Below are 24331 nucleotides of genomic sequence, written 5' to 3'. Positions count from 1 at the left end.
GGCTCTGGCCATCACCGCCATCGTGACATTGCGCGCAGTGGCTTGCGTAGAGCGCAGCGCCGTCCTGCTGCGCCAACGCGGGCGCGCAGCACCAGACCAGCATGGCGACGGCGACAACACTCGGTCTCATGGCGTGCTCCAACATCGTCACCGCAATGCGAGACGGCATCATGCAACCCAAAGTATAGCGCGAGGGGAATTACTCACGCAACGGACGTTCCACCCGCGTCCGTCATATCCCCCGGGCAGTGAGGACACGATCGGGCAGTTCATCGAGCCGCCACAGCCCGAGGCTCTTGTCGCGCCAGCCGCCATCGCCCTCTTCGCAACGCTCGTTGATCAGCTCGCGCGGTGCCGGCCAGTCGAACGGCGCCTTCTCCATGTTCAGCGCCCGCCAGTCGCCGTCCTCGCAATCGCAATTGTCGTCCCATTCGGGAAACGTCGTGACCAGCAGGAAACGCGCACCGCTGGCGCGAAAGTTCGCGACGGCGCGGACGATGTGGTCGAAACTCAAATGGACCAGGCAGTCCCGGCACAGAACCACGTCGGCACGCGGCAGTGCATCGCGTGTGATGTCGGCAACGAGAAACCGGCCTGACAACTCACCGCCAGCCACGCGCTTGCGATTGGCCGCGATCAGCGACGGCACGATGTCGATTCCGGTGTAGTCGAGATGCCGCTTCAGGCGGCCGATCCAGCCCGCGTCGCCGCAGGGCGCATCGAGCAGCGAGTGCGCGCCGAGCCGTTGCAGGAGTGCAGGAAGCTCCTCGCGGATTGCTGCGGTCGCGGGATTCTCCGAGCCGAGGCCCGACACCGAACTGGCCGCCCCCCACAGGTTGGTCTTCTCGATGCGCTCGAACCGCGCGGCCAGATCGAGGCCGACAAAATTCTCGCGGTCGGCGGTGAACCGCTCATGGGCGAGCACGGGTGGGCGCTTGGAGATCATCGTCCGGACCTTAAGACTACGTTGTGAACACTGTGGTCATGCGTTCCATCCGAATCTCATCCCATCCTCAAACCGGTTTCTGCCACTCCATGATGTGGAAGTAAGGCACCCGGCGATGAAAGGCATTCCTGTCGGGGTCGCCGCCGCTGGGCTGCGGCTCGACGAAAAGGCGCAACAGGAGCCCCTGATCGAGTAGCAGCGTCATGTAGGTGCTGAGCGGACGATGCCAGTTCAGAATTCGGATGCCGCGCCAAGTCACCCAAGTCGGCCGCTCCTCCATGTAATGATCGATGTTGAAGCGCAAGGCGCCGTCGCCGTCACGCGTCCAGCCGTCGGGCGGACCCGCGGTGTTGAAGCTGGTCAGATTGGCAATCAGCAGCGTACCGCCCGGCCGCAGCGCTGCCACGATCTTCCCGATCGCCGCACCGAGATGGGGCATGTCGACTAGGCTGAGATAGCTGACGACCAGATCAAATGGCGCTTCGATCTTCATTGTTTCAGCTCGGCCAAGCCGGTAGTCGCCCTGCGGGTCCAATTTCATGGCACGCGCGAGCAGCGCTTCGGTCGGGTCGATGCCGGTGGTGCGGATGCCGGCGCGCTGCATGATGCGACAGAAGCGCCCCTCGCCGCAGCCAACGTCGAGCGCATTGCGGAAGCCGCGCCCTTCGATCCGCGCTCGCATCGGCGCGTCCAGCACGAAGCGGCGACCATAGTCGCCGTCTTCACCCTGCTCGACGATCCAAGCAGCCGCGGACGCGGTCCAGCCGTCGCTGATATCCTCGTTCATGGATCGACCTTCGGGAATGGACGTTGGCCGCACGCATTTCGGGCGCGGCTACTGACCACAGATTGGATCAGAGTTCAACATGAGGTAGCATGCGCATCCCATGCCTCCCTATACCAGCCGAGAGATCGCCAAGATCACCGCGGGTGCTGTCGCGGCGATCGTCGCAACGGGCTTCCTGTTCGCGATCGCGATGTCCCTCTTGCTGCCGCAATAAATCAGCTGCTTGCCGGGGCGCCGTGCCGCCGGAGTTTGTGCCACCCAGCCGGTTGCTGTCGCTCGCCAGCATCTTGGCCGTGGAAAACACTTGGCCAGCGTCGAGGACGACGCTTCAAGCTCGGTGGGCGCCGCGCCCACCGTCTTGATCTCGCCGGCTGCGCGCTCAAAGCCGTCGGCAAGGTTGACCATGTCGCGCTTGCGCTGATGGGCGGCTTGCTTCCCAACCTCGATCTGCGCTGCCGTGAGGCGACCTCGATCCGTGGTTCTGAAGATTTGTCTTTGAAGATTTGCCCTGGCCATGTCCTGATCGCGTCCCGCCGGCAGTTTGGGGAGCGATCCGGGCATGGTCAGACGGAACCGGTCAAGGGCGTCGGCCGTTGTCGACCCATGCGGATCAGGGAAGAAAATCGAAACATGTTTCTGCTGGCCACGGTGACGCTGTGCTGTAGCGCGTTGGCCGGGGCTGTTGCGCTGTTCGAACAGGCTGCCTGGCCGGCTCCGGCAAAGCAGCGGGCTGAAACGGTAGCAATAGACGGGGCCACGCCGACGCCGGTTCGGGTGGTCGGGGCGCCGTTCGAGCCCAACCTCAATCCGCGGGAGCGCTAGCGCTCACGCCGGCGAGACGTCGGCGCCCTCCTCCGGACGGCGTTTGGCGCGGGCCAACTCCTCAGCGAACGCGATCACCTCCGCCCGTTTGTCGGGCGGCAGCGATAGGAACGCGCGGACGAGCCTCAAGCCCTCGGCTTCGGCTGAATGGTCTGCTTTGGCATCCATTCCCCACTGTCGGGCGGCCGGGAAAAATATGCAATCCCCCACCCAACACCTTCTTGATTCGGCCGGCCAGCTTTGCTGGAATGGCGCCAACAGGGGTGCACCATGAAGTGGATCGCGGAACGCGACGCGCTGATCGCGCAGACAATGGCTTTCGTCCAATCGGTAACCGGCAAAAAGGATGACTTGCATCCACCGGAGATCCCGATGGCGACAGTGGCCGCGTCGGTGCAGATCGCCCCCGTCAACACCATCATCGGGACCGAGTCACTTAAGGCCGCTCCGCCGCTGCCGTTACCTCTCCCGCCGTCCCGGGTGGCGAGCCACGACGTCCGCACCGAAATACAGGCCCGCATCGCCAATTTCCGCAAGCATCAGGAGCGGTTCGAGCGCGAGCGCGAGGAATATTGCGCGGCCACCCTGACCAGACTGCGGGCCGCCATCCGCGAGCCCTCCTCCCGTCCACCGGCTGACAAGTAAAGCCGGATCTCCCGTCGCTGGCCTAAAGCCAAGACCACACCAGCCAGAGATTGGCCGCGCAGGCGCCGAACAGGGCCAGCGTGAGGGGCAGCAGCATGTGCCCGCAAGAGGTTTTCAGGTCCGTCGTCATGACCGAAAACATCCGCTGATTCCGCCAAATGAGTCCCGTGGATTCTTTTTTTCGGGATTCAGGACTCGTTAAGGACTCAGGACCCGGCGGCCCTGATCACGGCCGCGTGATCGACCGGCGAGCGGAACCCCTACCCCGTCAAATTCGTTAATGCGCTTTCCAGGAGCGGGAACAATGCCCTACGCCCTGTTCTGCAACGATGCCCAGATCAGCAAGGCCTATCCTGACGAGTCCGACGTCTGGAGGCTCGCGCAGCGAAGTGGCCTCGTCGTGGACGTAACCGCGGATGACAACCGTCCCGGGCCACGCCGGGTGCTCGACAACGATTACGAGATCAAGCCTTGCCGGGCCGCACAGGGCGAGGACCCGGCCCGGAACAAGGCCGAGGCTGATCGCCAAGCGAGGATGGAGCTTGAGCTGAATTCCTAAAGAGGAATCGAAGCTGGGAAGCCAGAGCTCAGGAAAAGCTTAGGGGGTCGCGGTGGCCAGTGACGCCTGCTCGCCCGCCAGAGCCACGCAGGCCTTCCGGCGATGCAGCCCACGGATCGCGCCGGTGACCTTCAGCACCTTACCGGAGGAGCACGAGGCGTCCTTGACGAAGGCCACCTCGTAGGGTGCCAGCATCAGAGGCTCGGATTTGAGGATTGTTTGGGCAGCGCACGGCAAACTGACGAAGCACGAGAGCACCACAGCCGACACCAAGATACGCATGTCCGTCGTCCCACCAGCCCGGTAATTGTCATATAACGCGTTCCGGCGCGCGAGTTCCGTAAGCTGCAAAAATTATTTTTGCTTTACCCGAGCTCCATGACGCGCGTGAGAAAGCGCCCGCCAGAACGTTTGCCTGCAAATGACGCGCCAGATGGTTGACGCGATGCAAACAAAGGACTTGCGAACGAGGGCTGGGCAAACGAAAGGCCGGCGAGAGCCGGCCTTTGTCAGGTCGTGGGTCGCTGGTGGCGCGTCAGTAGCGCGAGGCTGCCGGACCGCCCCAGCCGAAGCGGTAATTCACGCCGACCTTGACGGTATGCTCGTCCTCCCGGCCGCGGACGCCGACGACGTCAGCCGGACCCGAGGTGATCGTCGTGTTGCCGAAGTTGTAATATTGGTACTCGGCCTTGGCCGACCAGTTCGGCGCGAACATGTATTCGAGGCCAGCGCCAACGGTATAGCCGTCCTTGCTGTTGCCGGTGGCGGTGAAGGGCTGCGGGACGCCGGCGACATTGACGCCAAGACCGCCATTGCGCCAGGCATAACCGCCCTTGGCGTAAAGCAGCGCCGGTCCCCAGGTGTAGCCGATGCGACCGGTCACCGAGCCGAGCTGGTCGGTATTGGAGGTCACCTGCGTGCCCAGCGGGAACGTAGCGCCGCCGTTGTTGGTCGGCAGCCAGGAATACTGGGCCTCGACACCCATGACCCAATTGGGCGCGAACTGGTAGTCGAAGCCGCCCTGAACACCGCCGAGGAAGCGCGCGTCGCTCGACTGGAAGCTGCTGTCGCCGGCAAAGGCGCCGCCGACATGGCCACCGATGTAGAAGCCGGTCCAGTTGTAGATCACCTGCGGCGGCGTGTAGGCCGGAGCCTTGGTGTAGGTGCGCGCCTGCATGTCGGCTGCGGCAGCCGGCGCAGCCAGCGCAAGCAGGGCAACGGCGCCCAGCAAAATCCTCTTCATGATTATCCCCGTTCTTTCAATTCGACACTCAGGAAACAACGTGGCGTGAATTGGGTTGCTTCGAGGCGATGCCGGAACGTTGATCGTTCGTTACTGTGACGGAGCGGCAACAGCGCGATTTTGTTCCGTCCGACAGGCGCGTGCCGACGGTTTTTTCCGTCGGAAACAAAACATTCCGTAACGATTAGTCGCAACGCGAAACCACCCCGTTCAAAGCTCCCCGAAATGTGATCCGGCAGCTCCGGCGGGCTTTGTCTATCACCAAGCGATGAAGGTGGGCTTTGCGCTACCGCGTCATCTTTTCAAGTTCCGGAAAGGGTACGTAAACTGCGCCCGCGCACAGCTCGCTGGCGCGATCGACGACGCGGTCCGCCCGGCCGTTGACGAAGATCACGGCGCGCTCCCTCATGGCCTTGTAGGTGCCGTCGGTCTCGCGTGGGGTGAAGTGCAGGCAACTGACGTAGAACTGGCGGCCTCCGACCTCGCGCTGCGCCGGCTCGGCCATGCTGGCGTCACGCACGCCGACGGGATTGTTCAGATAGCTGCGCATCAAGGCCAGCGTGTCGCCACGGAAATTATCCGGGAACGGTTGTGGACCTCCGGCCTGGGTCCCCTCCATCAGGGTTGGACGGTCACCATCGCTGCCGAAACATCCCGTGAGCGCCAGCGGCAGTGCCAGCATCAACGCCAAGCTCACTGCGCGTTCCGCTAGTCGCCGCACCGCTTACGCTCTCCGCTCGATCAGTCTCGGAGACGTTCCAGCCCCAAGGTTGCAATGATGCATGTCTACAGGTGTTTTGCCCGACGAGTCAAACGGATTCGTAAAATCCGCAAATACGCCGAACCATTGATTTATCTACGACCCGCTACTGTGCATGGGGTTGTTTTCGAGGTTTTGTTTGCGGCCGCCAAATCTGGGACGTTGCTCGCGGGCTTCAGCATGGTCATACCGGCCCGCCGCCAGCACCTCGAGCTTTCGCGCAAGGCGTGACGAACGGGCCGGGCCTGAATTCCTCACGCGGCGGCCGGGGCAATGCTAGGACGCCGCCGCGCAGGCTCAGTCGTTAGCTGCGCTTCTCCATCGTCGCCGGCTTGGTCACGTCCGGCTGCGTCTTCAGCGACTTCTTCGCTGACAGATGCTTGTGGTGGTGGCGATGCTTGCGCACGGTCTTGTGCTCGTCCGGTGTGACGGCGGCGTTGGCGTTCATCGCCTTCGACTTGGTGTCCACCTTGGCATCGGCCTTGACGTCCGAAGCCTTGGCGTTGGCCTTGAGGCCGGCATCGGGTTTCGCGGCGGTGGTCGACACCTTGGTCTGGCTCTGGTCTGCCTTGATCACCGGCGTGGTCGTGGTGGTCTCGGCTGCGAAGGCCGGGGCTGCGATCACGGAGGCTGCGAGCAAGGCTGCGGAAATGGTCTTCAACATGGTTGGTCTCCTCTTGGAAGGATCTTGAGGCGGGCGCCCTCTCGCCAACCCTTTGATCGTAGGTTGGAGCCTAGGAGGCTCGCACTGAACCCAATCTGAAGCCCACAGCAGGCTCCCGTTCATCTGGATGACAAGTTTGTCATCCGCGCTAGGCCAGGATGCCGGGAATGTTTTTGCCTGATGGGTGTTCCGGTCTTTGGGCAATCGTGTAGGATCGCCACGTTCCATACCGGAGAACTTATATGCGCAAACTCTCAATGCTTCTTGTGCCGGGACTTGTCGCCGTGTCGTTGGCAGCGGCGCCGGTGCTGACCAGCGCCTATGCCGCCGGCAGCGATGAGCCCTCCTCGCCACCGAAATCCGACACCTCGACCAAGAAGGGCAAGAAGAAGAGCTCCTCGGTCAGCGATCCGAAATTCCTTGCTGCCTATCGCACCGCCTACACCACGATCTATGACAATCACGACTACACCGGCGCGATCGGCCAGCTGAAGTCGCTCAAGCGCGACGACGTCGCCGACGTCGCCAATCTGATCGGCTACTCCTATCGCAAGCTCGGCGACTACCAGTCGTCGAAGGTCTATTACGAGCTCGCGCTGAAGGACGATCCGAACCACGTCCGCACCTGGCAGTATTATGGCCTCTGGCAGCTCGAGCAGGGCAACCGCGAGCAGGCGCAGTATCACCTGAACAAGCTCGCCTCGCTCGCCGGCACCGACAGCTCCGAATATCGCTCGCTCGCCGCCGCGCTCGACAAGCCGACCGGAGCGACGCTGGTCTATTAAGAACAGAACATCGCATCTCCGAATGGGACGAACGGGCACAACCTCAGGGTTGTGCCCGTTCTGCGTTCTCGGTTAGCCTCTCGCATCAAACACTCTCCTGGTAAATCGGTGCGCAATGGACAAGTGGCTGCGATCCGCGATCGACTACATCGGCTCCTGGATCGAATTCCAGCACACCACAATCCACCAGCCGGGCGTCATGGTCGCCTTCGTCCATCGCGGCGAGGTGGTTGCCGAGCATGCGTTCGGCCTCGCCAATCTCGACACCGGCGAGAAGCTCACCCCGCGCCACCGCTTCCGCATCGCCTCGCACTCGAAGAGCTTTACCTCGGCCGGCATCATGAAGCTGCGCGAGCAGCGCAAGCTCCGGCTCGACGATTCCATCGGCCAACATGTCGCCGGCCTGCATCCGCGCGTCGCCGAAACGACGATTGCGCAAGTGCTCTCGCACAGCGCGGGACTGACGCGCGACGGCGCCGATTCCGGCCAGTTCATCGACAGCCGTCCCTATCTCGACGCGAGCGAGCTGCTCGCGGAATTGAAGCGGCCGACCGCAATCGAGCCGGGCACACGCTTCAAATATTCCAATCACGGCTTTGGGCTGATCGGTCTCGTCATCGAGGCCGTGACGAAGGAGCCCTACCCGGTCTGGATCAAGCGCGAGATCATCGAACCTGCGGGCCTGCGCGAGACCGAGCCGGACGCGCCGCTTCCCAAGGGCGCGTCGTTCGCGCGCGGCCACACTCGCAAGCTGCCGTACGGAGAGCGATGCGTGATCCCCGGCGACAATCCCGCGCACGCGATGGCCTCCGCCGCCGGCTTCATCGCGACCGCCGCCGATACCGCCCGCTTCTACGCGCAGCTCGCGCCTAATGCGAAAAAGAGCGTGCTATCGGTCGCAAGCCGCCGCGAGATGACGCGAAACCATTGGCGCGTGCCGCAAAGCTTCGAGGCCTATTACGGCCTCGGCGTCAACGCCGGCAAAACCGACGGCTGGGATTGGTTGGGCCATGGCGGCGGCTTTCAAGGTTACATCTCCAGGACCTGCTCCATCCCCGCTTGCGAGCTCGCGATCAGCATCCTCAGCAACTCCATCGACGGCGCGGCCCCGTTCTGGATGGACGGCGCGATGCAGATCCTGCGCGTCTTCCAGTCCCGTGGTGCACCCGACCGCCGCGTGCGCGACTGGACCGGCCGTTGGTGGACGATCTGGGGCGCGAACGACCTCGTGCCGGTCGGCAACCGCGTGCTGGTCGCCAATCCCCAGTTCAACAACCCGTTCATGGACGCCGCCGAGATCGAGGTCACCGGCCGCGACACCGGCAAGCTCGCCTGGGCCGCCGGCTACTCCAGCCACGGCGAGCCGGTCCGCCGCGTCCGCGACAAGCGCGGCAAGGTCAGTGACGTCTGGATCGCGGGCGCCAACATCAAGCCTGCGGCCGTCGTGGCGCGTGAGATCGGACGAAGATACAAGCCGCGCACGCGACGGCCTACTCCCGAATGAGAGTCTCGACTTCGCTCCGAAGAGCCTGCCGCGAGCCGTCGCGCGAATAGAACATGTGGCCGCCGGGATAGACCACGAACTTGACCCGCTGCGTTGCGAAGGCCGGCAACTGGTCGAGCACCCGCTTCGATCCGAAATAGGGGGTGGCGAGATCGAACAGGCCGTGCGCGACCAGCACGTTCAGCTTCGCATCGGTGGCGAGGATCTGGCGCAGCTCGGAGACCGACTGCGGCGGGTTGATGCCGCGGCCGAAATCCCAGTGGCCTTCGACGGCGCCGTTCAACACCTCGTAGGAGCCGTCGGGCCGCCAGTTGAGCTTGTGTGTCAACAGGTCAACCGCCGCACTCGTCAGCGGCGCCTGCAGCGCATCGCCGGAGGGATCACCGAACCGCGAGCTGCTCGAATCCGGATAGGGATCGAAGCCGCGCACCGAGCCATCGTAGCGCCCCGTCACCTTGCCGTTCTTGCGGTCGAATTCGCGGCGGAATTCGCCGACGTCGAAGCGGCCGGCAAGCCGACGGCTCACCGCCTGGTCGACGCCGGTGAGCTCGGCGACCTTGTCGGCAAGACGATTGGTCGCCTCCTTGTCCGCCTCGCCCTTGACGAGGTCGGCCAGGAATTCGCCGCGCGCGTAGGCCTCGACGTCGGCGAGATCGGCGCGCTTGACCGGGCCTTTCGCCTCGCGCGCCACCGCCACATAGCTCGGCAGCGTCGCGACATATTGCAGGAGGCTGGTGCCGGTGAATTCGCGGAAGTCCAGGAGCGGCGACACCAGGATCAATCCCCTGACGCCGACGCCGTGCTGGAGCTGCAACTGGCGCACCACCTTCGGCCCGCGAATGCCGCCATAGCTTTCGCCGGCGACGTATTTCGGCGAGGTCAGCCGGTCGTGCTTCTCGAGCCAGCGGCGGATCACCAACGCGATCGAATTGACATCGCCGTCGACGGAGTAGAACGATTTGCGCGCGTCATCGCTGCTCGCGACGAAGCGGCTGTAGCCGGTGCTGACGGGGTCGATGAAGACGAGATCGGTGAAATCGAGCCAGGTCTCCGCGTTCGGCTTCACCTCGGGCGAGGCGGACGGCGACAGCGCTTCGCCATCGAGCGGCAGCCGCCACGGCCCGGCCGCGCCGAACTGGAGCCATGCCGACGACGCACCGGGCCCGCCGTTGAACAGGAAGGTCACCGGGCGCGTCGCACGGTCTGCGCCGTCGAGCTCATAGGATGTATAGGCGATGTCGGCCACCGGCTCACCCTTGCCGTCGAACACGCGGATCGAACCAGCGGTCGCTGCGAAATTGAGGCTGCGGCCGGGAAGATCGAGTGTCTGCTTCGTGGTCGAATCCGACGGAAGACGGTGCGGCTCGGCGGATGGCGATGCATTCTGCGACGCGCTTTGTGCGCCGCCGCGCCCGCCCTTCTGTCCGGCTGGCGCTGCCGCCTCGGCGCGCGGCTGCGGCGGATCGTCGGCGCGCGCCAATCCTGCGAGCGCGAATGCCGATACCGCCAGCACCAGGGTCGCACGGCGGAGCACCGGCATATTCATATTCATGGTCGTTCTCCCTGCCCGGCGACGACCACCGGTGCGGACCGCAAGGCTAGCGCGGAATTGCGACGGTTTGGGGGATCATGGCTCCGGCGGCGCCTGAAGAGCCCGGTGGGGCACAAATCGACCCGGTTTCATCCTCAAATCGGAATGGGCAGTTGCCGGACTGCTGTGAAGGGTGGTCATCCTCGACAATCGGGGTCGAGATCGTTAGACGAGCCCGGCGGAACTTTCTCGAGCCAGCGGCCCTGCCCGGAAACCATGACCAAGCCAGCGCGATACGACCGGATCGCCTTCGTCGCCAGCCCGAGCAGCGAGGCGCAAGCCGCCTTCGGCCAGCTCACCAGGGACTTCGGCAATTGCGATCCGAAGGACGCCGACATCGTGGTCGCACTCGGCGGCGACGGGCTCATGCTCCAGACGCTGCATCAGCACATGCATACGGGCAAGCCGATCTACGGCATGCACCGCGGCACCGTCGGCTTCCTGATGAACGAGTACTCGACGGTCGATCTTCGAGCCCGCCTCGAGGCGGCGCAGGAATCAGAAATCCACCCCCTCCTGATGCGCGCGACCGACGCCAACGACCGCGTCCACCTGCATCACGCCATCAACGAGGTCGCCCTTTTCCGGCAGACCTACCAGGCCGCGCGCCTGCGGATCCTGATCGACGAGCGCGAGCGCATGTCCGAGCTGATCGCCGACGGCATCATGGTGGCAACGCCGGCTGGCTCGACCGCCTACAATCTGTCCGCCCAGGGACCGATCCTGCCGATCAATGCCGCGCTGCTGGCGCTGACGCCGATCAGCGCCTTCCGCCCACGGCGCTGGCGCGGCGCGCTGCTGCCGAACACGGCTTATGTCGTGATTGAGGTGCTGGAGGGCGACAAGCGCCCCGTGGCGGCGGTCGCCGACCACGACGAGGTGCGCGATGTTCGCCGCGTCGAGGTGCTCTCCGACAAGACCATCTCGATGCGCATGCTGTTCGACCCCGGTCATAGCCTGGAAGAGCGCATTCTGCGCGAACAGTTCGGCTCCTGAGCCGCCCGCCGGACTGCCGATCGCAACCCTTCATTAACCCCCGGCGAGATATGGTTAACGAAAGTTGACCACTTCGGCCCGGGCTCCATGTTCCGCATCGATTTCAACAAGCTGCGTTTCCTCGTCTGCGACGACAATCCGCACATGCGCCGCATCCTGCGGACGCTGCTGCATTCGTTTGGCGCGCGTGAAGTCTACGAGGCCGAGGACGGGGCCACGGCGCTGGAAATGTACAGCCATTACGTGCCAGACATCGTCATCACCGACTGGGCGATGCCGATCTTCGACGGGCTCGAGCTGGCGCAGATGATCCGGCAGCCGGAATCCAAGGGCAATCCCTACGCGCCGATCATCATGCTGACCGGTCATTCCGAGAAGCGCCGCGTCACGGTGGCGCGCGATGCCGGCGTCACCGAATTCCTGGCCAAGCCGATCTCGGCCAAGGGGCTCTACCAGCGCATCCTCAACGTGGTCGCCAGTCCCCGCCCCTTCATCAAGACCAAGACCTATTTCGGCCCGGACCGCCGCCGCAACATCAACTCAGCCTATATGGGCCCCGAGCGCCGCGTCGGTGAAAAGCACGAGGTGCTGCAGCAGCCCTCGCTGCTCGACAAGGCCCGCTCCTCCATCTAGCGCAACGTCTCTCACGATCGAGGCCGATATCATGGCGAAGAACAGCGCAAGAGACATCGAGATCACGGCCTTCGCCACGCATCAAATCATCACGCAGCCCAACCCGCTGCGGTCGGTCCTGCGCCGCGTCGAAGACAAAGACATGGACGATCCGATCGGCCGCGCCGAACAGGCGCTCGCGGGCCTTGCTGGCGAGTTCAAGGACTGGATGGCGACCGAGATCAACCGGCTGTCGGCCGCCTACGTCGCCATCCGGCACGACGGCTTCAGCAAGGACAGGCGCGACGAGTTGTTTCGCGCCGCGCACGACATCAAGGGCGATGCCGCGACTTTCGGCTATCCGGCGGCGGCGGGCGTAGCCGAGAGCCTGTGCCGCGTCATCGAACACGCGCCCGATCTCGAAAAGGTACCGGCCGAGCTGTTCACGCACCACATCAACGCCATCCTTGCCATCGTGCACGAGAACACCAAGCTCGACAGCATCAGCGTCTCCGCCGAACTCAGCCGGCGCCTGCGCAAGGTCGCCGACGACTATCTCGCCGACGCCAACCGCGATCGCCCCGAGCATCTCGAGGTGATCCTGGCACCGAGCATCGCGCCGGCGGGGTAGCGTCGCCGTTCGCGAGGTGTTGTAGGGTGGGCAAAGCGAAGCGTTGCCCACCAATCGACATGAATTGTGCGGAGAGACGGTGGGCACGGCGCAATGCGCCTTTGCCCCGCCCTACAGCGTCTCGTTACGCAGCAATCAGATCGTCATACACCGGATCAACCGTCTCCTCCGCGACCAGCTCGTCGCAGAACAGCCTTGCCTCTTCGCGCGCGGATTCGGTGGCGAAGCGGCGCAACAGGACCATCAGCGGCTCGGTCGCGCCGCGGTCGGTCTCGCAATGAGTGAGTACGCGCTCGACCATGCGGCGGCGCAGCCTCGCTGCATTGTCGTCGCTGTCGACGAAGCCCTGCTCGTGGCAGGCATCGAGCGCGACCTGGAAGGCTGCAAACGTCGCCTCGGGAAGCCCGGCGCGGCGGAGCAGCGCGTGCAGGCTGTTGCCGCCGCGATCGTGCAGCAGCGCGGACACGCGCGCCAGCGGCAGCTCGGCGAGCTCAGCCAGCGCCGCATCGAACAGGTCGAGATTGTTCGACAGCAGCGCGCGCAGAATGAGACCCGCGGTGAGCTGGCCGGTGATGCGCAGGTGCCGAACAAGCCCTTCCATGTCTTCGCCGCGGGAGCGCGCCGCAATGTTCATGGTGGAGCGGTCGCGCGCCTCGGTCGCGATGCGCTCGGCGCGGTCGGCACTCAGCCAGTTCCGGGCCACGACGAATTGAGCCAGCGTCTCTGAGAGTTTGGCCACCAGCGCGGCGCGCGTGGCAGACGGCAGATCCTCCAGCACCAGCATCGCCTCGCGGATCGCGGCAAGATGGCCGTGACGCTCGACGATGCGATCCCAGGAGAACGGCGCAAGCTCTGCATGAGGATTTTCGATCAGCTCGAGCGCTGCCGCCGCGCAGCCGACTTCGGCAATGGCGGCGCAGACCGATACCGGCAGCGCGATGCGGCGCGCGACCGCGCACTGCACCTCGTCGTTGCCGGTCGCGACGATGTCGACGAGATCGGCGTCGATCAGCAGCGGAGAATGTTCGAGCACGGGCAGCGCGACGGTCGGCTGGTCCGCCGACAGCGCCCGCACGATCGACGCCGGCGCTTCGGTACTGCGCGCGAACGCCTCGGCCATCGCCTGCCGCACCAGCGGCGAGGGATCGTCGAGCAGCATCAGAAGCGCGCCTTCAGCGGCAATACGGTCGTCATGGGAAAGGTCTGAGATCAACCAGGCCCGGGCCAGTGCCCGCGTCGCCTCGGCCCGCTCGCCGGCGGGCGCCGTCCTGATCCAATTGATGAACTGCCGAACGATCATGGTGCTTCCGGCTTACGCAACGAAGACGAAGCGGTGACGGCTTGTCACCTGCAACACAAAATAAACCACGACGCTTAACAAAGCGTTCACCATAACTGGCTGGTTTTATTGACGTTTTGTTAAGGGAACAAAGGCGGCCGGTTCACGTCTGGCGCTGCGCAGCAGCGTTCACGCTGCGACGTGTCCGAGATACGGGAGTGCGTATTAGCTTGAGAACGTGCCGCTGCGATCGCTGAAGAGATCAAGCGGCTGGGGCGGCCGGACGTCGGGCGTTGCCGATGGGACCGAGGTCGCGGGTGCGACCGAGGTGAGCGAGGCATTGTTGCCCCACAATTTCTGCACGGTCGTCGAGACCGGCTGGGTGGTGTCGCCGGGCTGATAGATCGAGCGAAACACCGGCGTGATTGGCGCATTGTCCGCGATCGTCGTTGGCGCTGTCGCGCTGACCGGCATCACCGCGCGTGTGTTCGGAAAGGTCTGGAGATACGCGGCATTGTCGATCAGCGGCGCGGCAGGCTGTACGCCGTTGGCGCTCGCGACCTGCGTGGTCGACGGCGTGCCGCCATACATCGCCATCGCGCTGCGGGTGGTTTTCGAATTTGCCGCGCCGGCGTAGCGTGCATCCAGCACGGAATAGACCTCGGAGATGCTGCGCGCGCGGCCGTCCTTGGCGTAGAAGATCGAGCGATTGGCGGACGCCGCGTTAGGAAACAACCGCGCGCCAACCGCTTGCGGATTGTCCTCGGCATTGGCGATCAGTTTCGCGGCGCCGCCGACGCCCATGAAATGCGCCATGTAGAGTTCGCTGTCGGACGGCCTGCGGCCGAGCAGGCCGGTGAGCTTGAAGCTGTTCGACTGCGTCAGCGCAGCCGCCATGCTGGAGGCGGCCTCCGGATCGTCGCGCAGCTTCATGATCGACCGCTTCATCGCGGGATCATCGACGGTGTAGGTGCCCGACGACGTCCTGGTGATGGCGTCCGAATAGTTGCCATAGCCGAGCTGGGTGCCCGCTTCCTTCACCGTGCCAAGCCAGGTCTGGTCGATGAACTGGTAGAGCCCGTGCGCGGATGACGTAGTCGCCCCCGCCGTGGGATCGAAATCCGATTCCATCTTGGCGGTGGTCAGCATGTACTGGAAGCTGACGCCACCTACGTTCGAGGCCTGCTTGATCGCACTGGCGACGCGTGCCCGCGACGGATCAAGGACCGCCGCCTGTGAGACACTGGAATTGTCGACCGACATGATGAAGTGCCCGCCCGCATGGCGTTGAGGCGCGCCGGCAATTCGACGCCCTGTCGTCTCACCGTGGGACAGATATGGTTAATGCGGGGTAAATTCGGGCCGCCAGCGCCGCCCTCCGCATGACGGCAGGACTACTTCTTGTACACCGCGTCCGGATCGAACAGCCTGTCCGCATCGACAAAGACGAGCCTGGCGCCGCCGTCTTCGGCCTCGACCTTGCGGTAGAAGCAGGACCGGCGGCCGGTGTGACACGCAGCGCCGATCTGCTCGACGCGCAGCCAGACCGCATCCTGATCGCAATCGGTGCGGATCTCGAGCACGCGCTGGGTCTGACCTGAGGTCTCACCTTTTCGCCACAAGGCATTGCGCGAGCGGCTGAAGTACCAGGCTTCGCCGGTCGCGATGGTCTTGCGCAGCGCCTCGTCATTCATGTGCGCGACCATCAGCACGTCGCCGGTGGCAAATTCGGTCGCGACGACCGTGACGAGCCCGGCCGCATCGAATCTCGGAAGGAAGGCGAGACCTTCCTCGGTTTCATGGGAGTGAGCGGACACAACGCCCTCGCCGGTCTATTCGCGAGGTCAGCGCTGCAGGCCTCGCACCAGGGACAGAAAACGAGCCTGTTCCGCCGGATTGTCGCGGAACATGCCGGTGAAGCGGCTGGTGAAGGTGGAGGCACCATGCTTGGCGACGCCGCGCACCGACATGCAGGTATGCTCGGCCTCGATCAGCACGGCAACGCCGCGCGGCTTGAGGATCTCGTCGATCGCCGCCGCGATCTGCGCGGTCATGTGCTCCTGGGTCTGGAGCCGGCGGGCGAAGATGTCGGTGAGGCGCGCAAGCTTCGACAGGCCGACCACGCGTTCCACCGGCGTATAGGCGATGTGCGCCTTGCCGTAGAACGGCATCATGTGATGCTCGCATTGCGAGGTGAACTCGATGTCACGCACAAGGACGAAGTCGTCATAGCCGGCGGTCTCGCCGAAGGTGCGATCGAGCACCTCGGCCGGACACTGGTGGTAGCCCTGATAGAGTTCGTCGAAAGCCTCGACCACGCGGCGCGGCGTGTCGAGCAGTCCCTCGCGGTTGGTATTCTCGCCGATATAGGCGAGCAGTGTCTTCACCGCCTGCTCGGCCTCGGCGCGCGCCGGGCGCGGCTGGTCGGCGCGGACGGCGGCGGCGAGGAATTCGGAAGGATCAAGCTCCGCCGGACGGCTCTCGGGCTGCCGATCGGAGGGCTTGTTGGGGCGGATGGATTTGATGGTAGCGTCCATGTCGACTCCGTTCGACGGCCTTGCGGCCGGAGTGTCACCGGCAGACGGGGCGGCGAACCGCCGGACGCCTGAGCGAACAGTTTCTGCGAAAAGTCTGCAAGCCGTAACGCCGGCAGCAGGGTTCTGGATCACACCACTGCCGCAGCGCTGGACTGTTTTTCCGCCAGTTCCGATCCTATATAAGGCCGTGGACGGCGCACGCCAAGGCCGGTCCTGCTGGACTCCATCACATGCTGAACGACATTTATAACAAGCGGATCATCGAACTGGCCGGGAATATTCCGCGGCTCGGGCGGTTGCCGGATCCCGATGCCACCGCCACCGCCCATTCCAAGCTGTGCGGCTCGACCGTCAAGGTCGACCTCAAGATGGAGGGCGAGAAGGTCACTGACTTCGCCCATGACGTGAAGGCCTGCGCGCTGGGACAAGCTTCTTCCTCCATCATGGCAAGTCAGATCGTCGGATCGACTGCGAGCGAACTCCGTGAGTTACGCGAAACTGTTCGCAAGATGCTGAAGGAGAACGGCGCGCCTCCTGAAGGCAAATGGGAAGAGATCAAGTTCCTCGAGCCGGTCCGCGACTACAAGGCGCGCCACGCCTCGACACTCCTGACCTTCGATGCCGTGGTCGATGCCATCGGCCAGATCGAAGCGAAGGCGAAGCAGCCGGCTGCGGCGCAAGGCTGATTCGGAGGCTGATCCCGGGCTCGTCGCAGGGCCCGGAAATAGATCAGAGATTCGAGGCTACTTCTGCGACGCCGCAACCGGCGTGGCCACGCCGCCCGTCGGCACCAGGGCTTCCGCCGTCTTGGTCGACTTCGCAGCCTGCTCCGGTTCCGCACCGAACCTCGCCTGGGTCTTTGGTGCAAGCTCCGCCATTGCCGGCGCGGAGATGTCGACATGCGGCAGCACATCGGCCACGAGATCCGTCGTCACGAGATTGGTGAGCTTGAGCTCGCCTGCATCGAGCTGGTGCAAATCTTCCCAGGGCGGGACGCTAAGCGCGAGCGACAGCAGATCGCCGGCACCGCCCATGTCGAACGTGTATTTGGCAAGCCGGCCGATGTCGCGCTCCACGATCATTAGGTCCTGCGCGCTGTAGCTCGCCGCCTTGGCATCGTCGGCGCGATCGCCCATCCAGATCTGATGAACCCGGACATGGGCCGCGTCCGGCACGTAGCGCTTCTTGCCGGCCAACAGCAGGAACACGCACATGGATTCGCAATAGGCCTCCGGCGCGACTGCAGGACGGGCCGACTGCCCGCCGCGGTTCTGAACGCTAATGCCGACCGTGGTCAGAAGTCCGAGATTGCGGAAGCGCCGGCCGAGCGTGATCGCGTCGTTGACGGAACCCCCGCTGGAATCCAGCACCACGGTGGCGCCGCCGAGCTGGCGCCCGCGGGAAAACTCTTCGAAGTCCCGGGGCGTATCGGCGGTGATGATGCCGACTGCACTGACCCAACCGCGGCAATTCGGCTCGCAGGCGACCCAATTGAACTTCATCGGCAGCTTGCGCTCTTCGAGGGCAGCACCGGCCCGGGCAGACGACCCGAGCATCGCGACGGCACCAGCCAGCACGACTCCACAAGCGGCGATTCCTACCAGCAACCAGCCGCGAAGATTGAGCGCCTTCAGAAGTTTCAAACTGGTCCCTTCCCCAAGTCCCAAGCCTTAGCCCAAGCCTTACGGCGAGCCGACTCAGCCAAGCCCCATTCTGACATTCCAATGAGTCTCACATGGACGTCACAAAAATGGTATCCGGGGGAATACAGCTCGTCCATAGGCATTTGCTGCACTGCTCCCAAAAAGCACGCAAAATATGACGTACAAACAACAGCTTACAGTTCCCTGCACTGGAACCGCGCAACACCTCGCCCACGATCTCAGCAAAGCGCCCATGAAGCAATCAGCCTGCGAGCACTGTTCCAATCCCGTCGCGGGCGCGCTCCGGCTTCCACGCAGATTCGGCCGCGCGCTGATCTGGCTCTACCGCCACACGCTCTCGCCGCTGGTTGGCTACAATTGCCGGCACCTGCCGACCTGCTCCACCTATGGCGACGAGGCAATCGAACGGTTCGGGCTGTGGGCCGGCGGCTGGATGACGCTCGCGCGCCTGCTCCGTTGCAACCCTTTCGGCACCTCGGGCATCGACAACGTGCCCCTCACCGCACCACAGGGCGCGCGCTGGTACTTGCCCTGGCGCTACGGCCGCTGGCGCGGCGTCAACGCATCCTGAGCATGATGCGGCGCCTCAGGTGTCGCTACCTTGAGTGGAACCGAAACTCTCTCCTCGCGTTGCTGTGATGCTCCCGCGGGAGGAAACAACAATGCGCTGGAAAATCAGCCCTCATTTTCACGTCAGACTTGGACCGGATTCCCGGGGTGGTTCGCGAGGCCACGATCCCAGAACCCTCGACATGCTCGCCATCATCGCCCTGCTGCTGCTCGTGGTCGGTTCCGGCTGGTATCTGGAGACGAGTCTTGCCACGCCGCCTAGCACAACGGCGTTCATCGTGCCGAGCCAGAGCGTGCACTGGTAATTAGCGGGACCAGAAAAAGCGTCCGGGTGGCGGCGGGACCGGCTCAGGCGGACGTGGCCGCTTCGGACGCAGCGGTTTCGGCGACGGCTCGGCGGACGAGGTGGTCTCCGCCCCCGGCGCCGTCTCGCTTCCCGGCACCTTCACCGCCAGCAGCAAGTTCGACTCGTGCATCCGCCAGCGGTAGCCGACGCCGAAATCGATCGGCTGGGCGCGCGTGAACAGCGCGGCGTAGCGTTCCTGGTAGCGGCCGGGAAATTCGCCGATCGGTCCGAGATAGCGGCCGAACGGGAAGAACCGCCATTGCCGCGAATTGTAGCTCGAAAGCGGAATGCCGGAATCGTCCTGGACGATGGTCGCGCTGTTGGCGAGCAACCAGTCGCGCGCCACGGTGAAATTGCCGGAGTGCAGCAGATAGGACGCACTCTTGATCAGGCTGTTGCCGGGTCCGAGCGTCTCGCAGAACTTCAGGAATCCTGCCGCGCGTGCACCTGAATTGGAGAGATCGGTCGAGAAATAATACAGCGTGCGCGCCTCGCCGTCGGGGCCCGCAAAGGTGATGCGGGCGCCGCGCGTCGCGTTCGGTCCTGGATTGTCGTTGCCGACATGCACGCCGCCCTTGTCGTCGAGTGCGACCATCTCGACATTGCGGATGATCTTGCCGGAGCGGACGAGGAAGACGTAGAGGATCGGCAAGGTGCCGTTGACCTGGTTGGTGTGCAGGTCGACCTTCATTTGCTTGGTGATGAAGAAGGAAAAACTCAGGATCGAGCCGAGCGAGCGCTCGACATTATAGAGCGCGGCGCCGACCGAACTGCGCGGCAATCGCGTCAGGTCAGCCACTGCACCGACCGGCTCCAGCGCGCCAAGCACGTAAGTGCTGGCCTTGGGATAGAAGGCGTTGGCGTAGAGGAAGTCGGGGCCGCTGAACCAATAAAACATGGTCGGCCTGGGCGCCGCCAAATTGACGTCGGCCCAGTTGCGGATCTTCGCGAGCTGGCGCTCCTCGAGCTGGGCGAAGGCACTGTCGAAGAATCTCGCGTGGCGTTGCCAACCCGAGTCCTTTGTGAGCGGCACCAGCGGCGAATCCGCCGAAGGCTGCATGCCCGCGAGGAAGCGCGCGGTGTCGTCGAAGGTTGCCTCGGCAGCACGTGCGGACGAGACGGCCGCAGCCAGCAAGGCGAGAGCCACGGCCGCAATTCTCATGGGTCGAAACATGTCTATTCGCGATTGTGTGACGTGCCAGCGGCGACCGGCCGCCTGCGGAAAACAGCATAAATCAACAGGCCCGAGACCATGACGAGCATCCCCGATAGCGATTGCACCGGCCGCTCAGTCAATAAATAGTACATCATCAACGCGGTCACGAGCAGGAACACGAGCGGCGTGAACGGGTATCCCCAGGCACGATAGGGCCGCGGCAAATCGGGATCCGTGATGCGCAGCTTGATGACGCCGGCGACCGTGAAGAACGAGCAGAACAGCAGCGCGAACTGGATGAAGTCGAGCACGGCCTCGAAGCTGCGCGTGAACAGCAGCAAATTGGCGACGGCGAGCTGAAACAGGATGGCATAGGCCGGCGCGCCGCGCACCGATCTCCGCGAGAACACGCGCAGCGCCGGAATATCCTCCCCCATCGTCATCATCACGCGCGGGCCGATCCACATCATCGCGCTGATCGAGGAGATCAGGCCGAAACAGATCATCGCGCCGACGATCCGGCCGCCGAGATTGCCGAAGATCGCGCTGCCGGCAACGCTGGCAACGTCGAGCTGTCCCGCGAGCGCGCCCACCGGCGTGGAATGCAGAAACACCGCATTCAGCGCCACGTACAGCACGAGCACGATCAGCGTGCCCGCGAGCAGCGCGCGCGGCAGGTCCCGCTGCGGCATGTTCATCTCGCCGATGATGTAGGTCGCGGCATTCCAGCCCGAGAACGAATACATCACGAATACGAGCCCGATCGCGAAAGGCGCGCTGACGATATGCGCGAGATCGCCCGCCTGCGGCGTGAAGGCGATCGCCTGCGGCTCGCCGACGATGAAGCCGGCAACCAGGAAGGCAACGATCAGCACGACCTTCAGGATGGTCGAGATCAACTGGAAGGTCGAGGAGTGCCTGACTCCGGTCAGTTGCACGAGCGAGACCAGCCACACCACGCCGATGGCAAGCGGGATCGGCGGCACACCGGGCACGACCGATTTGGCGTATTCGCCGAAGGCCATCGCAGCGAGCGCGACGGGCGCTGCAAAGCCAACCGTCGCCGACACCCAGCCGGCGAGAAAGCCGAAGGCGGGATGATAGGCACGGCCGAGGAAATTGTATTCGCCGCTCGAGCGCGGAAACATCGCGCCGAGCTCGCTGTAGGAGAACACCCCGCACAGCGCGACGATGCCGCCGACCGTCCAAAGCAAGAGGATCGAGAAGCCCGAGGGAATGTCCTTGACCTGGAAGCCGAGGCTGGTGAAGACGCCGACCCCGATCATGTCGGCCACGACGATGGCGGTTGCGACCAGAACGGAGACCCCCGACCCGCTTCCGGTCAGCCGGCCGGTCCAGGGTGCAGTACCCGCATCTGATGCCGTCATCGCCGTCCTCAACCTCAGGCGTCACGCCTCGTGGGAAGCATCGTGCAGCTCGGTCCAGTCAATTCAAGCAGGGTTAACAAGGGTTAAATGAGGCGGGGCCAGATCGGTACTTCAGCACCGTCAAAGCAACTATCCGGGCGATAAAGCATCGTAAGCACCGGGACATCCCGTCTCCCTCCCCCACAATCACGACACGATTGCGTGGTCCCTTTGAGCGTTCCGGATGTGGGGAAGTTTCTCCGGACACTTAACGTCGCCTAACGCCCATCGGCTCAATTGCCTTAACGATTGCCGATGGACTTGTGGTCATGACTTGGGGTCACGGGTGAATGGTCGGGGCCGTTCCGAAACCGAGAGCTGACATCCGCGCCGACCGGACCACGTCCGGCGCACGCGGTCGTGCGCTTCGGACCGCTCTGATCTCAGCCTTGGTGCCGTTGTCGCTGACGCTGGTTCAATGCGGCAAGGCACCCAATCCGGCAGCACTCGCGGCGAACTCGCAGGCCAATGCCCAAGGCAACGTCCCAGCCAACGTCCAGGTCGTCGCGAAGACAAACCAGCTCGCAAGCAGCGACACGTTCGAGGATCGCTTCCCGGCCCCCCAGTTCAGGGAGCGCTTCCCATCCGCGAGCGAGGGTTTTCTGCAACGGCAGATGTCGGACTTCTCACCCAAGCGCGCCGTGCAGCCGCAGCCGGAGCAGGCGCCTTACAAGGTTGCTTCGCTCGCGCCGCAGGCCCCCTACCAGCGTCCGCCACGCGAGGACCTGACGACGCTCGTCAGCATGAAATCGTCAGCCTTCCCCTATTTCGGCAACAACCCTGCCTCCGACGCGCCATTCCTCAACATCTCCAAGGGCGACCGCCGCGGCCACCGCAGCTATTCCGGGCGCGTGTTCTGGCAGGACGAGACTTACAACGATAACCGCGTCCTGATGCACGTGCCCGAACATTTCGACGTGCGGAAGCCAGGCGTGATCGTGGTGTTCTTCCACGGCAATGGCGCGACGCTGGAGCGCGACGTGCGCGACCGCCAGCTGGTGCCGCAACAGATCACTGATTCCGGCGCCAACGCCATCCTGCTCGCACCGCAGATGGCGGTCGATGCCGCCGATTCCAGCGCAGGAAAATTCTGGCAGACTGGCGGCCTCAAGCGCTTCATCGACGAGTCGGCGAACCATCTCGCCCGCCTCACCGGCGATCCCAACAGCGCCCGCGCCTTCGCCAACATGCCGATCGTGATCGTCGGCTACAGCGGCGGCTTCCTGCCGACGGCCTGGAGCCTCGAGGTTGGTGGCATCAGTGACCGTGTCCGCGGCGTCGTGTTGCTCGACGCCGTCTATGGCGAGATGGACAAGTTCGCCTCATGGATCGAGAGCCACCGCTCCGGCTTCTTCGTCAGCTCCTACACCCGCTACACCGCACGGCGCGACCGCGAACTGATGAGCACGCTGCGGCAGAAAGGCATAACCGTCTCCGAAGACATGGACGGCCCCTTGCGTCCGGGCAGCGTGGTGTTCGTCGAAACCGGGGACGGCATCACGCATCGTGACTATGTGACGCGAGCGTGGACGCGGGACCCGCTCAAGGACGTCCTCGTGAAGATGTCGGCGACGCCATCACTCGCGCTCACGCGCGTGGCCTCCACCAATCCATCCCCGTCGAGCCGGTAAGCCCGCGATATTGCCGCCGTCGGTATTTTGGCTAGGTGGGCCTGTAACTGTCGCAGGCCCTGATCTGCCTCAGGTCTTTGGCAGCTTCGGAATGCTTTCGGCAAAGCCGTTGAAGCAGGCCAGCCGCTCGTCCTCTTCCTTGAAGAAACGGCAATCGGCGTAGCCCTTGGCCTTGGCCGGCTTCGGCTTTGGCGTCGGCGGGATCACGGCGTCGTAGCAATTGAGCCGGTCCTTGGTGCCGTCATCGAGGTCCAGGCAAGCCTGCAGCCGCGCCGCGATGGATTGTGGCTTGCCCTTCGGCGCGGCAGCCGGCTTGGCCGCAGCCTCCTTGGTGCCCGCCTTGGTCCCTTTGGGCTTGACCTGCACCAACGGCTTGTCTCCGATCATTGGTGGCTTGTCGGCTTGCGCGAAAGCGGAAGCTGAATAGAGCACCGCGGCAACCGCCAGAATCATCCTCATCTCAGTCAACCCTCTTTGGTCCCCATGACCGGCCTTCTAGCCTCCCGGCGCGCGGTTTGCCAAGCACCTTGCGCACACAGGCACGCTTCCGTTCAGGCCGGGGCGGCTGTTGCCGGCCGGGGCCGGGTCAGGACGACCAGGATCAGCGCCACCACCACGAAACCGACTGCGACGAAGCCGAGCGTATGCAGGAGCTCGCGGGCGAACAGCAGTCCGCCGACGGCAGAGCCGACCGCCTGGCCGATATAAAGGACGGAGGTGTTGAGTGCGACGGTCGCCGATGCCAGCGACGGTGCGGCCGAGACCAGCCGCACCTGCTGCATCGAATTGGTCGAGGCAAAACCGAGGCCCCAGATCGCGACCGCACCCGCCATCAACGCGAGCGTGCCGGCGCCGAGTGCCCAGCCCGTGATTCCTGCAAGCAGCAGGCAGGTGAACAGCAGCGAGGTGCGATAGGGTCCCGAGGTGTCGACGATGCGGGTCGCGATGACAACGCCGAGGAAGCCGCAGACGCCATAGAGAGCGAACACCAGGCCGATCGCATCGGGCCCTGCGCCGGTCAGCTTGTTGAGCAGCGGCCCCATGAAGGTGAACACCACGAACTGCCCCGACATCTGCAACATCGTGATCGCAAGCAGAAGCCGGATCGTTCTGTTGCGACGGACCGCGCTCCAGGTCTTCAGATCCACCGGCGTCCCCTTCAAGCCCCCCGGCAGC

At 64.3% G+C, this 24331-nt stretch carries 29 protein-coding genes and 1 pseudogene; 12 read left to right on the top strand and 18 right to left on the bottom strand.

The genetic code is table 11. The annotated features are described in order from the left end of the window. Positions 1-232: 232 nt before the first annotated feature. The 3 genes and pseudogenes from IVB32_RS16605 to IVB32_RS16595 form a co-directional block, all read right to left on the bottom strand. On the bottom strand, positions 233-946 hold the full coding sequence (locus IVB32_RS16605) for a class I SAM-dependent methyltransferase (RefSeq protein WP_247371694.1): 714 nt from the start codon (positions 944-946) through the stop codon (positions 233-235). 67 nt (positions 947-1013) lie between these two features. Beyond that, positions 1014-1733 carry a class I SAM-dependent methyltransferase gene (locus tag IVB32_RS16600; protein WP_247371690.1) on the bottom strand — a complete coding sequence of 240 codons (720 nt, stop codon included), beginning with the start codon at positions 1731-1733 and terminating at the stop codon, positions 1014-1016. A 306-nt stretch (positions 1734-2039) separates the two neighbouring features. Continuing rightward, positions 2040-2261 (bottom strand): annotated as a pseudogene (locus IVB32_RS16595) (methyl-accepting chemotaxis protein); the annotation flags it as partial. On the opposite strand from IVB32_RS16595, the gene IVB32_RS43035 reads away from it, so the two are divergent. Further along, positions 2163-2555 carry a hypothetical protein gene (locus tag IVB32_RS43035; RefSeq protein WP_345946271.1) on the top strand — a complete coding sequence of 131 codons (393 nt, stop codon included), beginning with the start codon at positions 2163-2165 and terminating at the stop codon, positions 2553-2555. The pseudogene IVB32_RS16595 and the gene IVB32_RS43035 overlap by 99 nt on opposite strands. 3 nt (positions 2556-2558) lie before the next feature. Here IVB32_RS43035 and IVB32_RS16585 read toward each other — a convergent pair whose 3' ends face one another. After that, a complete protein-coding gene (locus IVB32_RS16585) occupies positions 2559-2723 on the bottom strand; it encodes a hypothetical protein (protein ID WP_247299724.1) in 165 nt (54 codons plus the stop codon). A gap of 102 nt (positions 2724-2825) precedes the next feature. On the opposite strand from IVB32_RS16585, the gene IVB32_RS16580 reads away from it, so the two are divergent. Further along, positions 2826-3200, top strand: coding sequence for a hypothetical protein (locus IVB32_RS16580; RefSeq protein ID WP_247371686.1), 375 nt, complete (start codon positions 2826-2828; stop codon positions 3198-3200). Positions 3201-3504: 304 nt separating this feature from the next. Further along, positions 3505-3759: a hypothetical protein gene (locus tag IVB32_RS16575; protein WP_018455390.1), complete on the top strand. Its 255-nt coding sequence runs from the start codon at positions 3505-3507 to the stop codon at positions 3757-3759. Between the two features lie 39 nt (positions 3760-3798). Here IVB32_RS16575 and IVB32_RS16570 read toward each other — a convergent pair whose 3' ends face one another. From IVB32_RS16570 to IVB32_RS16555, 4 genes are all read right to left on the bottom strand, one after another. Then, entirely contained in the window at positions 3799-4041 is a 243-nt protein-coding gene (locus tag IVB32_RS16570; RefSeq protein ID WP_018455389.1) for a hypothetical protein, read from the bottom strand. A 253-nt stretch (positions 4042-4294) separates the two neighbouring features. Further along, entirely contained in the window at positions 4295-5002 is a 708-nt protein-coding gene (locus tag IVB32_RS16565; RefSeq protein WP_085384994.1) for an outer membrane protein, read from the bottom strand. 286 nt (positions 5003-5288) lie between these two features. Then, positions 5289-5684 carry a hypothetical protein gene (locus IVB32_RS16560; protein WP_018455387.1) on the bottom strand — a complete coding sequence of 132 codons (396 nt, stop codon included), beginning with the start codon at positions 5682-5684 and terminating at the stop codon, positions 5289-5291. 382 nt (positions 5685-6066) lie between these two features. Next, positions 6067-6426 (bottom strand): hypothetical protein, encoded by a 360-nt coding sequence (locus IVB32_RS16555; RefSeq protein WP_247371684.1) that lies wholly within the window; start codon positions 6424-6426, stop codon positions 6067-6069. A 242-nt stretch (positions 6427-6668) separates the two neighbouring features. Here IVB32_RS16555 and IVB32_RS16550 point away from each other — a divergent pair, with 242 nt between their 5' ends. Then, positions 6669-7211, top strand: coding sequence for a tetratricopeptide repeat protein (locus tag IVB32_RS16550; protein ID WP_085351154.1), 543 nt, complete (start codon positions 6669-6671; stop codon positions 7209-7211). 115 nt (positions 7212-7326) lie between these two features. Beyond that, positions 7327-8715, top strand: coding sequence for a serine hydrolase domain-containing protein (locus tag IVB32_RS16545; protein ID WP_247410758.1), 1389 nt, complete (start codon positions 7327-7329; stop codon positions 8713-8715). Here IVB32_RS16545 and IVB32_RS16540 read toward each other — a convergent pair. After that, positions 8702-10267 (bottom strand): peptidase S10, encoded by a 1566-nt coding sequence (locus tag IVB32_RS16540; protein ID WP_247371678.1) that lies wholly within the window; start codon positions 10265-10267, stop codon positions 8702-8704. The genes IVB32_RS16545 and IVB32_RS16540 overlap by 14 nt on opposite strands. Positions 10268-10522: 255 nt before the next feature. On the opposite strand from IVB32_RS16540, the gene IVB32_RS16535 reads away from it, so the two are divergent. The 3 genes from IVB32_RS16535 (at position 10523) to IVB32_RS16525 (ending at position 12545) form a co-directional block, all read left to right on the top strand. After that, the gene (locus IVB32_RS16535; RefSeq protein WP_085351151.1) at positions 10523-11302 is read left to right on the top strand and encodes an NAD kinase; all 780 of its coding nucleotides are present in this window, start codon (positions 10523-10525) and stop codon (positions 11300-11302) included. A gap of 87 nt (positions 11303-11389) precedes the next feature. After that, a complete protein-coding gene (locus IVB32_RS16530; protein WP_007611745.1) occupies positions 11390-11935 on the top strand; it encodes a response regulator in 546 nt (181 codons plus the stop codon). A 31-nt stretch (positions 11936-11966) separates the two neighbouring features. Next, a complete protein-coding gene (locus tag IVB32_RS16525; RefSeq protein WP_018455380.1) occupies positions 11967-12545 on the top strand; it encodes an Hpt domain-containing protein in 579 nt (192 codons plus the stop codon). Between the two features lie 124 nt (positions 12546-12669). Here the strand turns inward: IVB32_RS16525 and IVB32_RS16520 are convergent, their stop codons facing one another. The 4 genes from IVB32_RS16520 to folE all read right to left on the bottom strand — a co-directional run bounded on the left by IVB32_RS16520 (position 12670) and on the right by folE (position 16361). Next, complete coding sequence (locus IVB32_RS16520) at positions 12670-13845, bottom strand: DUF2336 domain-containing protein (RefSeq protein ID WP_247361988.1); 1176 nt, start codon at positions 13843-13845, stop codon at positions 12670-12672. Positions 13846-14049: 204 nt separating this feature from the next. Next, the gene (locus IVB32_RS16515) at positions 14050-15087 is read right to left on the bottom strand and encodes a lytic transglycosylase domain-containing protein (RefSeq protein ID WP_247335680.1); all 1038 of its coding nucleotides are present in this window, start codon (positions 15085-15087) and stop codon (positions 14050-14052) included. 131 nt (positions 15088-15218) lie between these two features. Continuing rightward, complete coding sequence (gene hisI, locus IVB32_RS16510; protein ID WP_085351148.1) at positions 15219-15641, bottom strand: phosphoribosyl-AMP cyclohydrolase; 423 nt, start codon at positions 15639-15641, stop codon at positions 15219-15221. Positions 15642-15668: 27 nt separating this feature from the next. Further along, positions 15669-16361, bottom strand: a complete 693-nt coding sequence (gene folE / locus IVB32_RS16505; protein ID WP_007602630.1) for a GTP cyclohydrolase I FolE — start codon at positions 16359-16361, stop codon at positions 15669-15671. Positions 16362-16591: 230 nt separating this feature from the next. Here folE and IVB32_RS16500 point away from each other — a divergent pair, with 230 nt between their 5' ends. Next, complete coding sequence (locus IVB32_RS16500) at positions 16592-17047, top strand: iron-sulfur cluster assembly scaffold protein (protein WP_007602629.1); 456 nt, start codon at positions 16592-16594, stop codon at positions 17045-17047. 57 nt (positions 17048-17104) lie between these two features. On the opposite strand, the gene IVB32_RS16495 is transcribed toward IVB32_RS16500, so the two are convergent. After that, positions 17105-18004, bottom strand: coding sequence for a hypothetical protein (locus IVB32_RS16495; RefSeq protein WP_247361986.1), 900 nt, complete (start codon positions 18002-18004; stop codon positions 17105-17107). A 253-nt stretch (positions 18005-18257) separates the two neighbouring features. Here IVB32_RS16495 and yidD point away from each other — a divergent pair, with 253 nt between their 5' ends. Together yidD and IVB32_RS16485 are read left to right on the top strand one after the other, a co-directional pair. Beyond that, a complete protein-coding gene (gene yidD, locus IVB32_RS16490) occupies positions 18258-18596 on the top strand; it encodes a membrane protein insertion efficiency factor YidD (protein WP_247361984.1) in 339 nt (112 codons plus the stop codon). 91 nt (positions 18597-18687) lie between these two features. Further along, complete coding sequence (locus IVB32_RS16485; protein WP_026232939.1) at positions 18688-18900, top strand: hypothetical protein; 213 nt, start codon at positions 18688-18690, stop codon at positions 18898-18900. Here IVB32_RS16485 and IVB32_RS16480 read toward each other — a convergent pair whose 3' ends face one another. Both IVB32_RS16480 and IVB32_RS16475 read right to left on the bottom strand, forming a co-directional pair. Beyond that, entirely contained in the window at positions 18901-20115 is a 1215-nt protein-coding gene (locus tag IVB32_RS16480) for a hypothetical protein (protein ID WP_247371675.1), read from the bottom strand. A gap of 2 nt (positions 20116-20117) precedes the next feature. Then, entirely contained in the window at positions 20118-21485 is a 1368-nt protein-coding gene (locus IVB32_RS16475; RefSeq protein WP_247371671.1) for an amino acid permease, read from the bottom strand. Between the two features lie 329 nt (positions 21486-21814). Here IVB32_RS16475 and IVB32_RS16470 point away from each other — a divergent pair, with 329 nt between their 5' ends. Next, positions 21815-23155 carry an alpha/beta hydrolase gene (locus IVB32_RS16470; RefSeq protein WP_247371668.1) on the top strand — a complete coding sequence of 447 codons (1341 nt, stop codon included), beginning with the start codon at positions 21815-21817 and terminating at the stop codon, positions 23153-23155. A gap of 69 nt (positions 23156-23224) precedes the next feature. Here the strand turns inward: IVB32_RS16470 and IVB32_RS16465 are convergent, their stop codons facing one another. Together IVB32_RS16465 and IVB32_RS16460 are read right to left on the bottom strand one after the other, a co-directional pair. Next, positions 23225-23614 carry a hypothetical protein gene (locus IVB32_RS16465; protein WP_026232937.1) on the bottom strand — a complete coding sequence of 130 codons (390 nt, stop codon included), beginning with the start codon at positions 23612-23614 and terminating at the stop codon, positions 23225-23227. A gap of 92 nt (positions 23615-23706) precedes the next feature. Further along, positions 23707-24331, bottom strand: a 625-nt coding sequence (locus IVB32_RS16460) for an MFS transporter (RefSeq protein WP_247410753.1), incomplete at its 5' end; no start/stop codon positions are given.

This window comes from Bradyrhizobium sp. 23 (genome assembly GCF_023073295.1).
Lineage (GTDB): Bacteria > Pseudomonadota > Alphaproteobacteria > Rhizobiales > Xanthobacteraceae > Bradyrhizobium > Bradyrhizobium canariense_D.
Note: the sequence above shows the minus strand (reverse complement) of the source record. Positions and strands in the feature narration are given on the sequence as shown.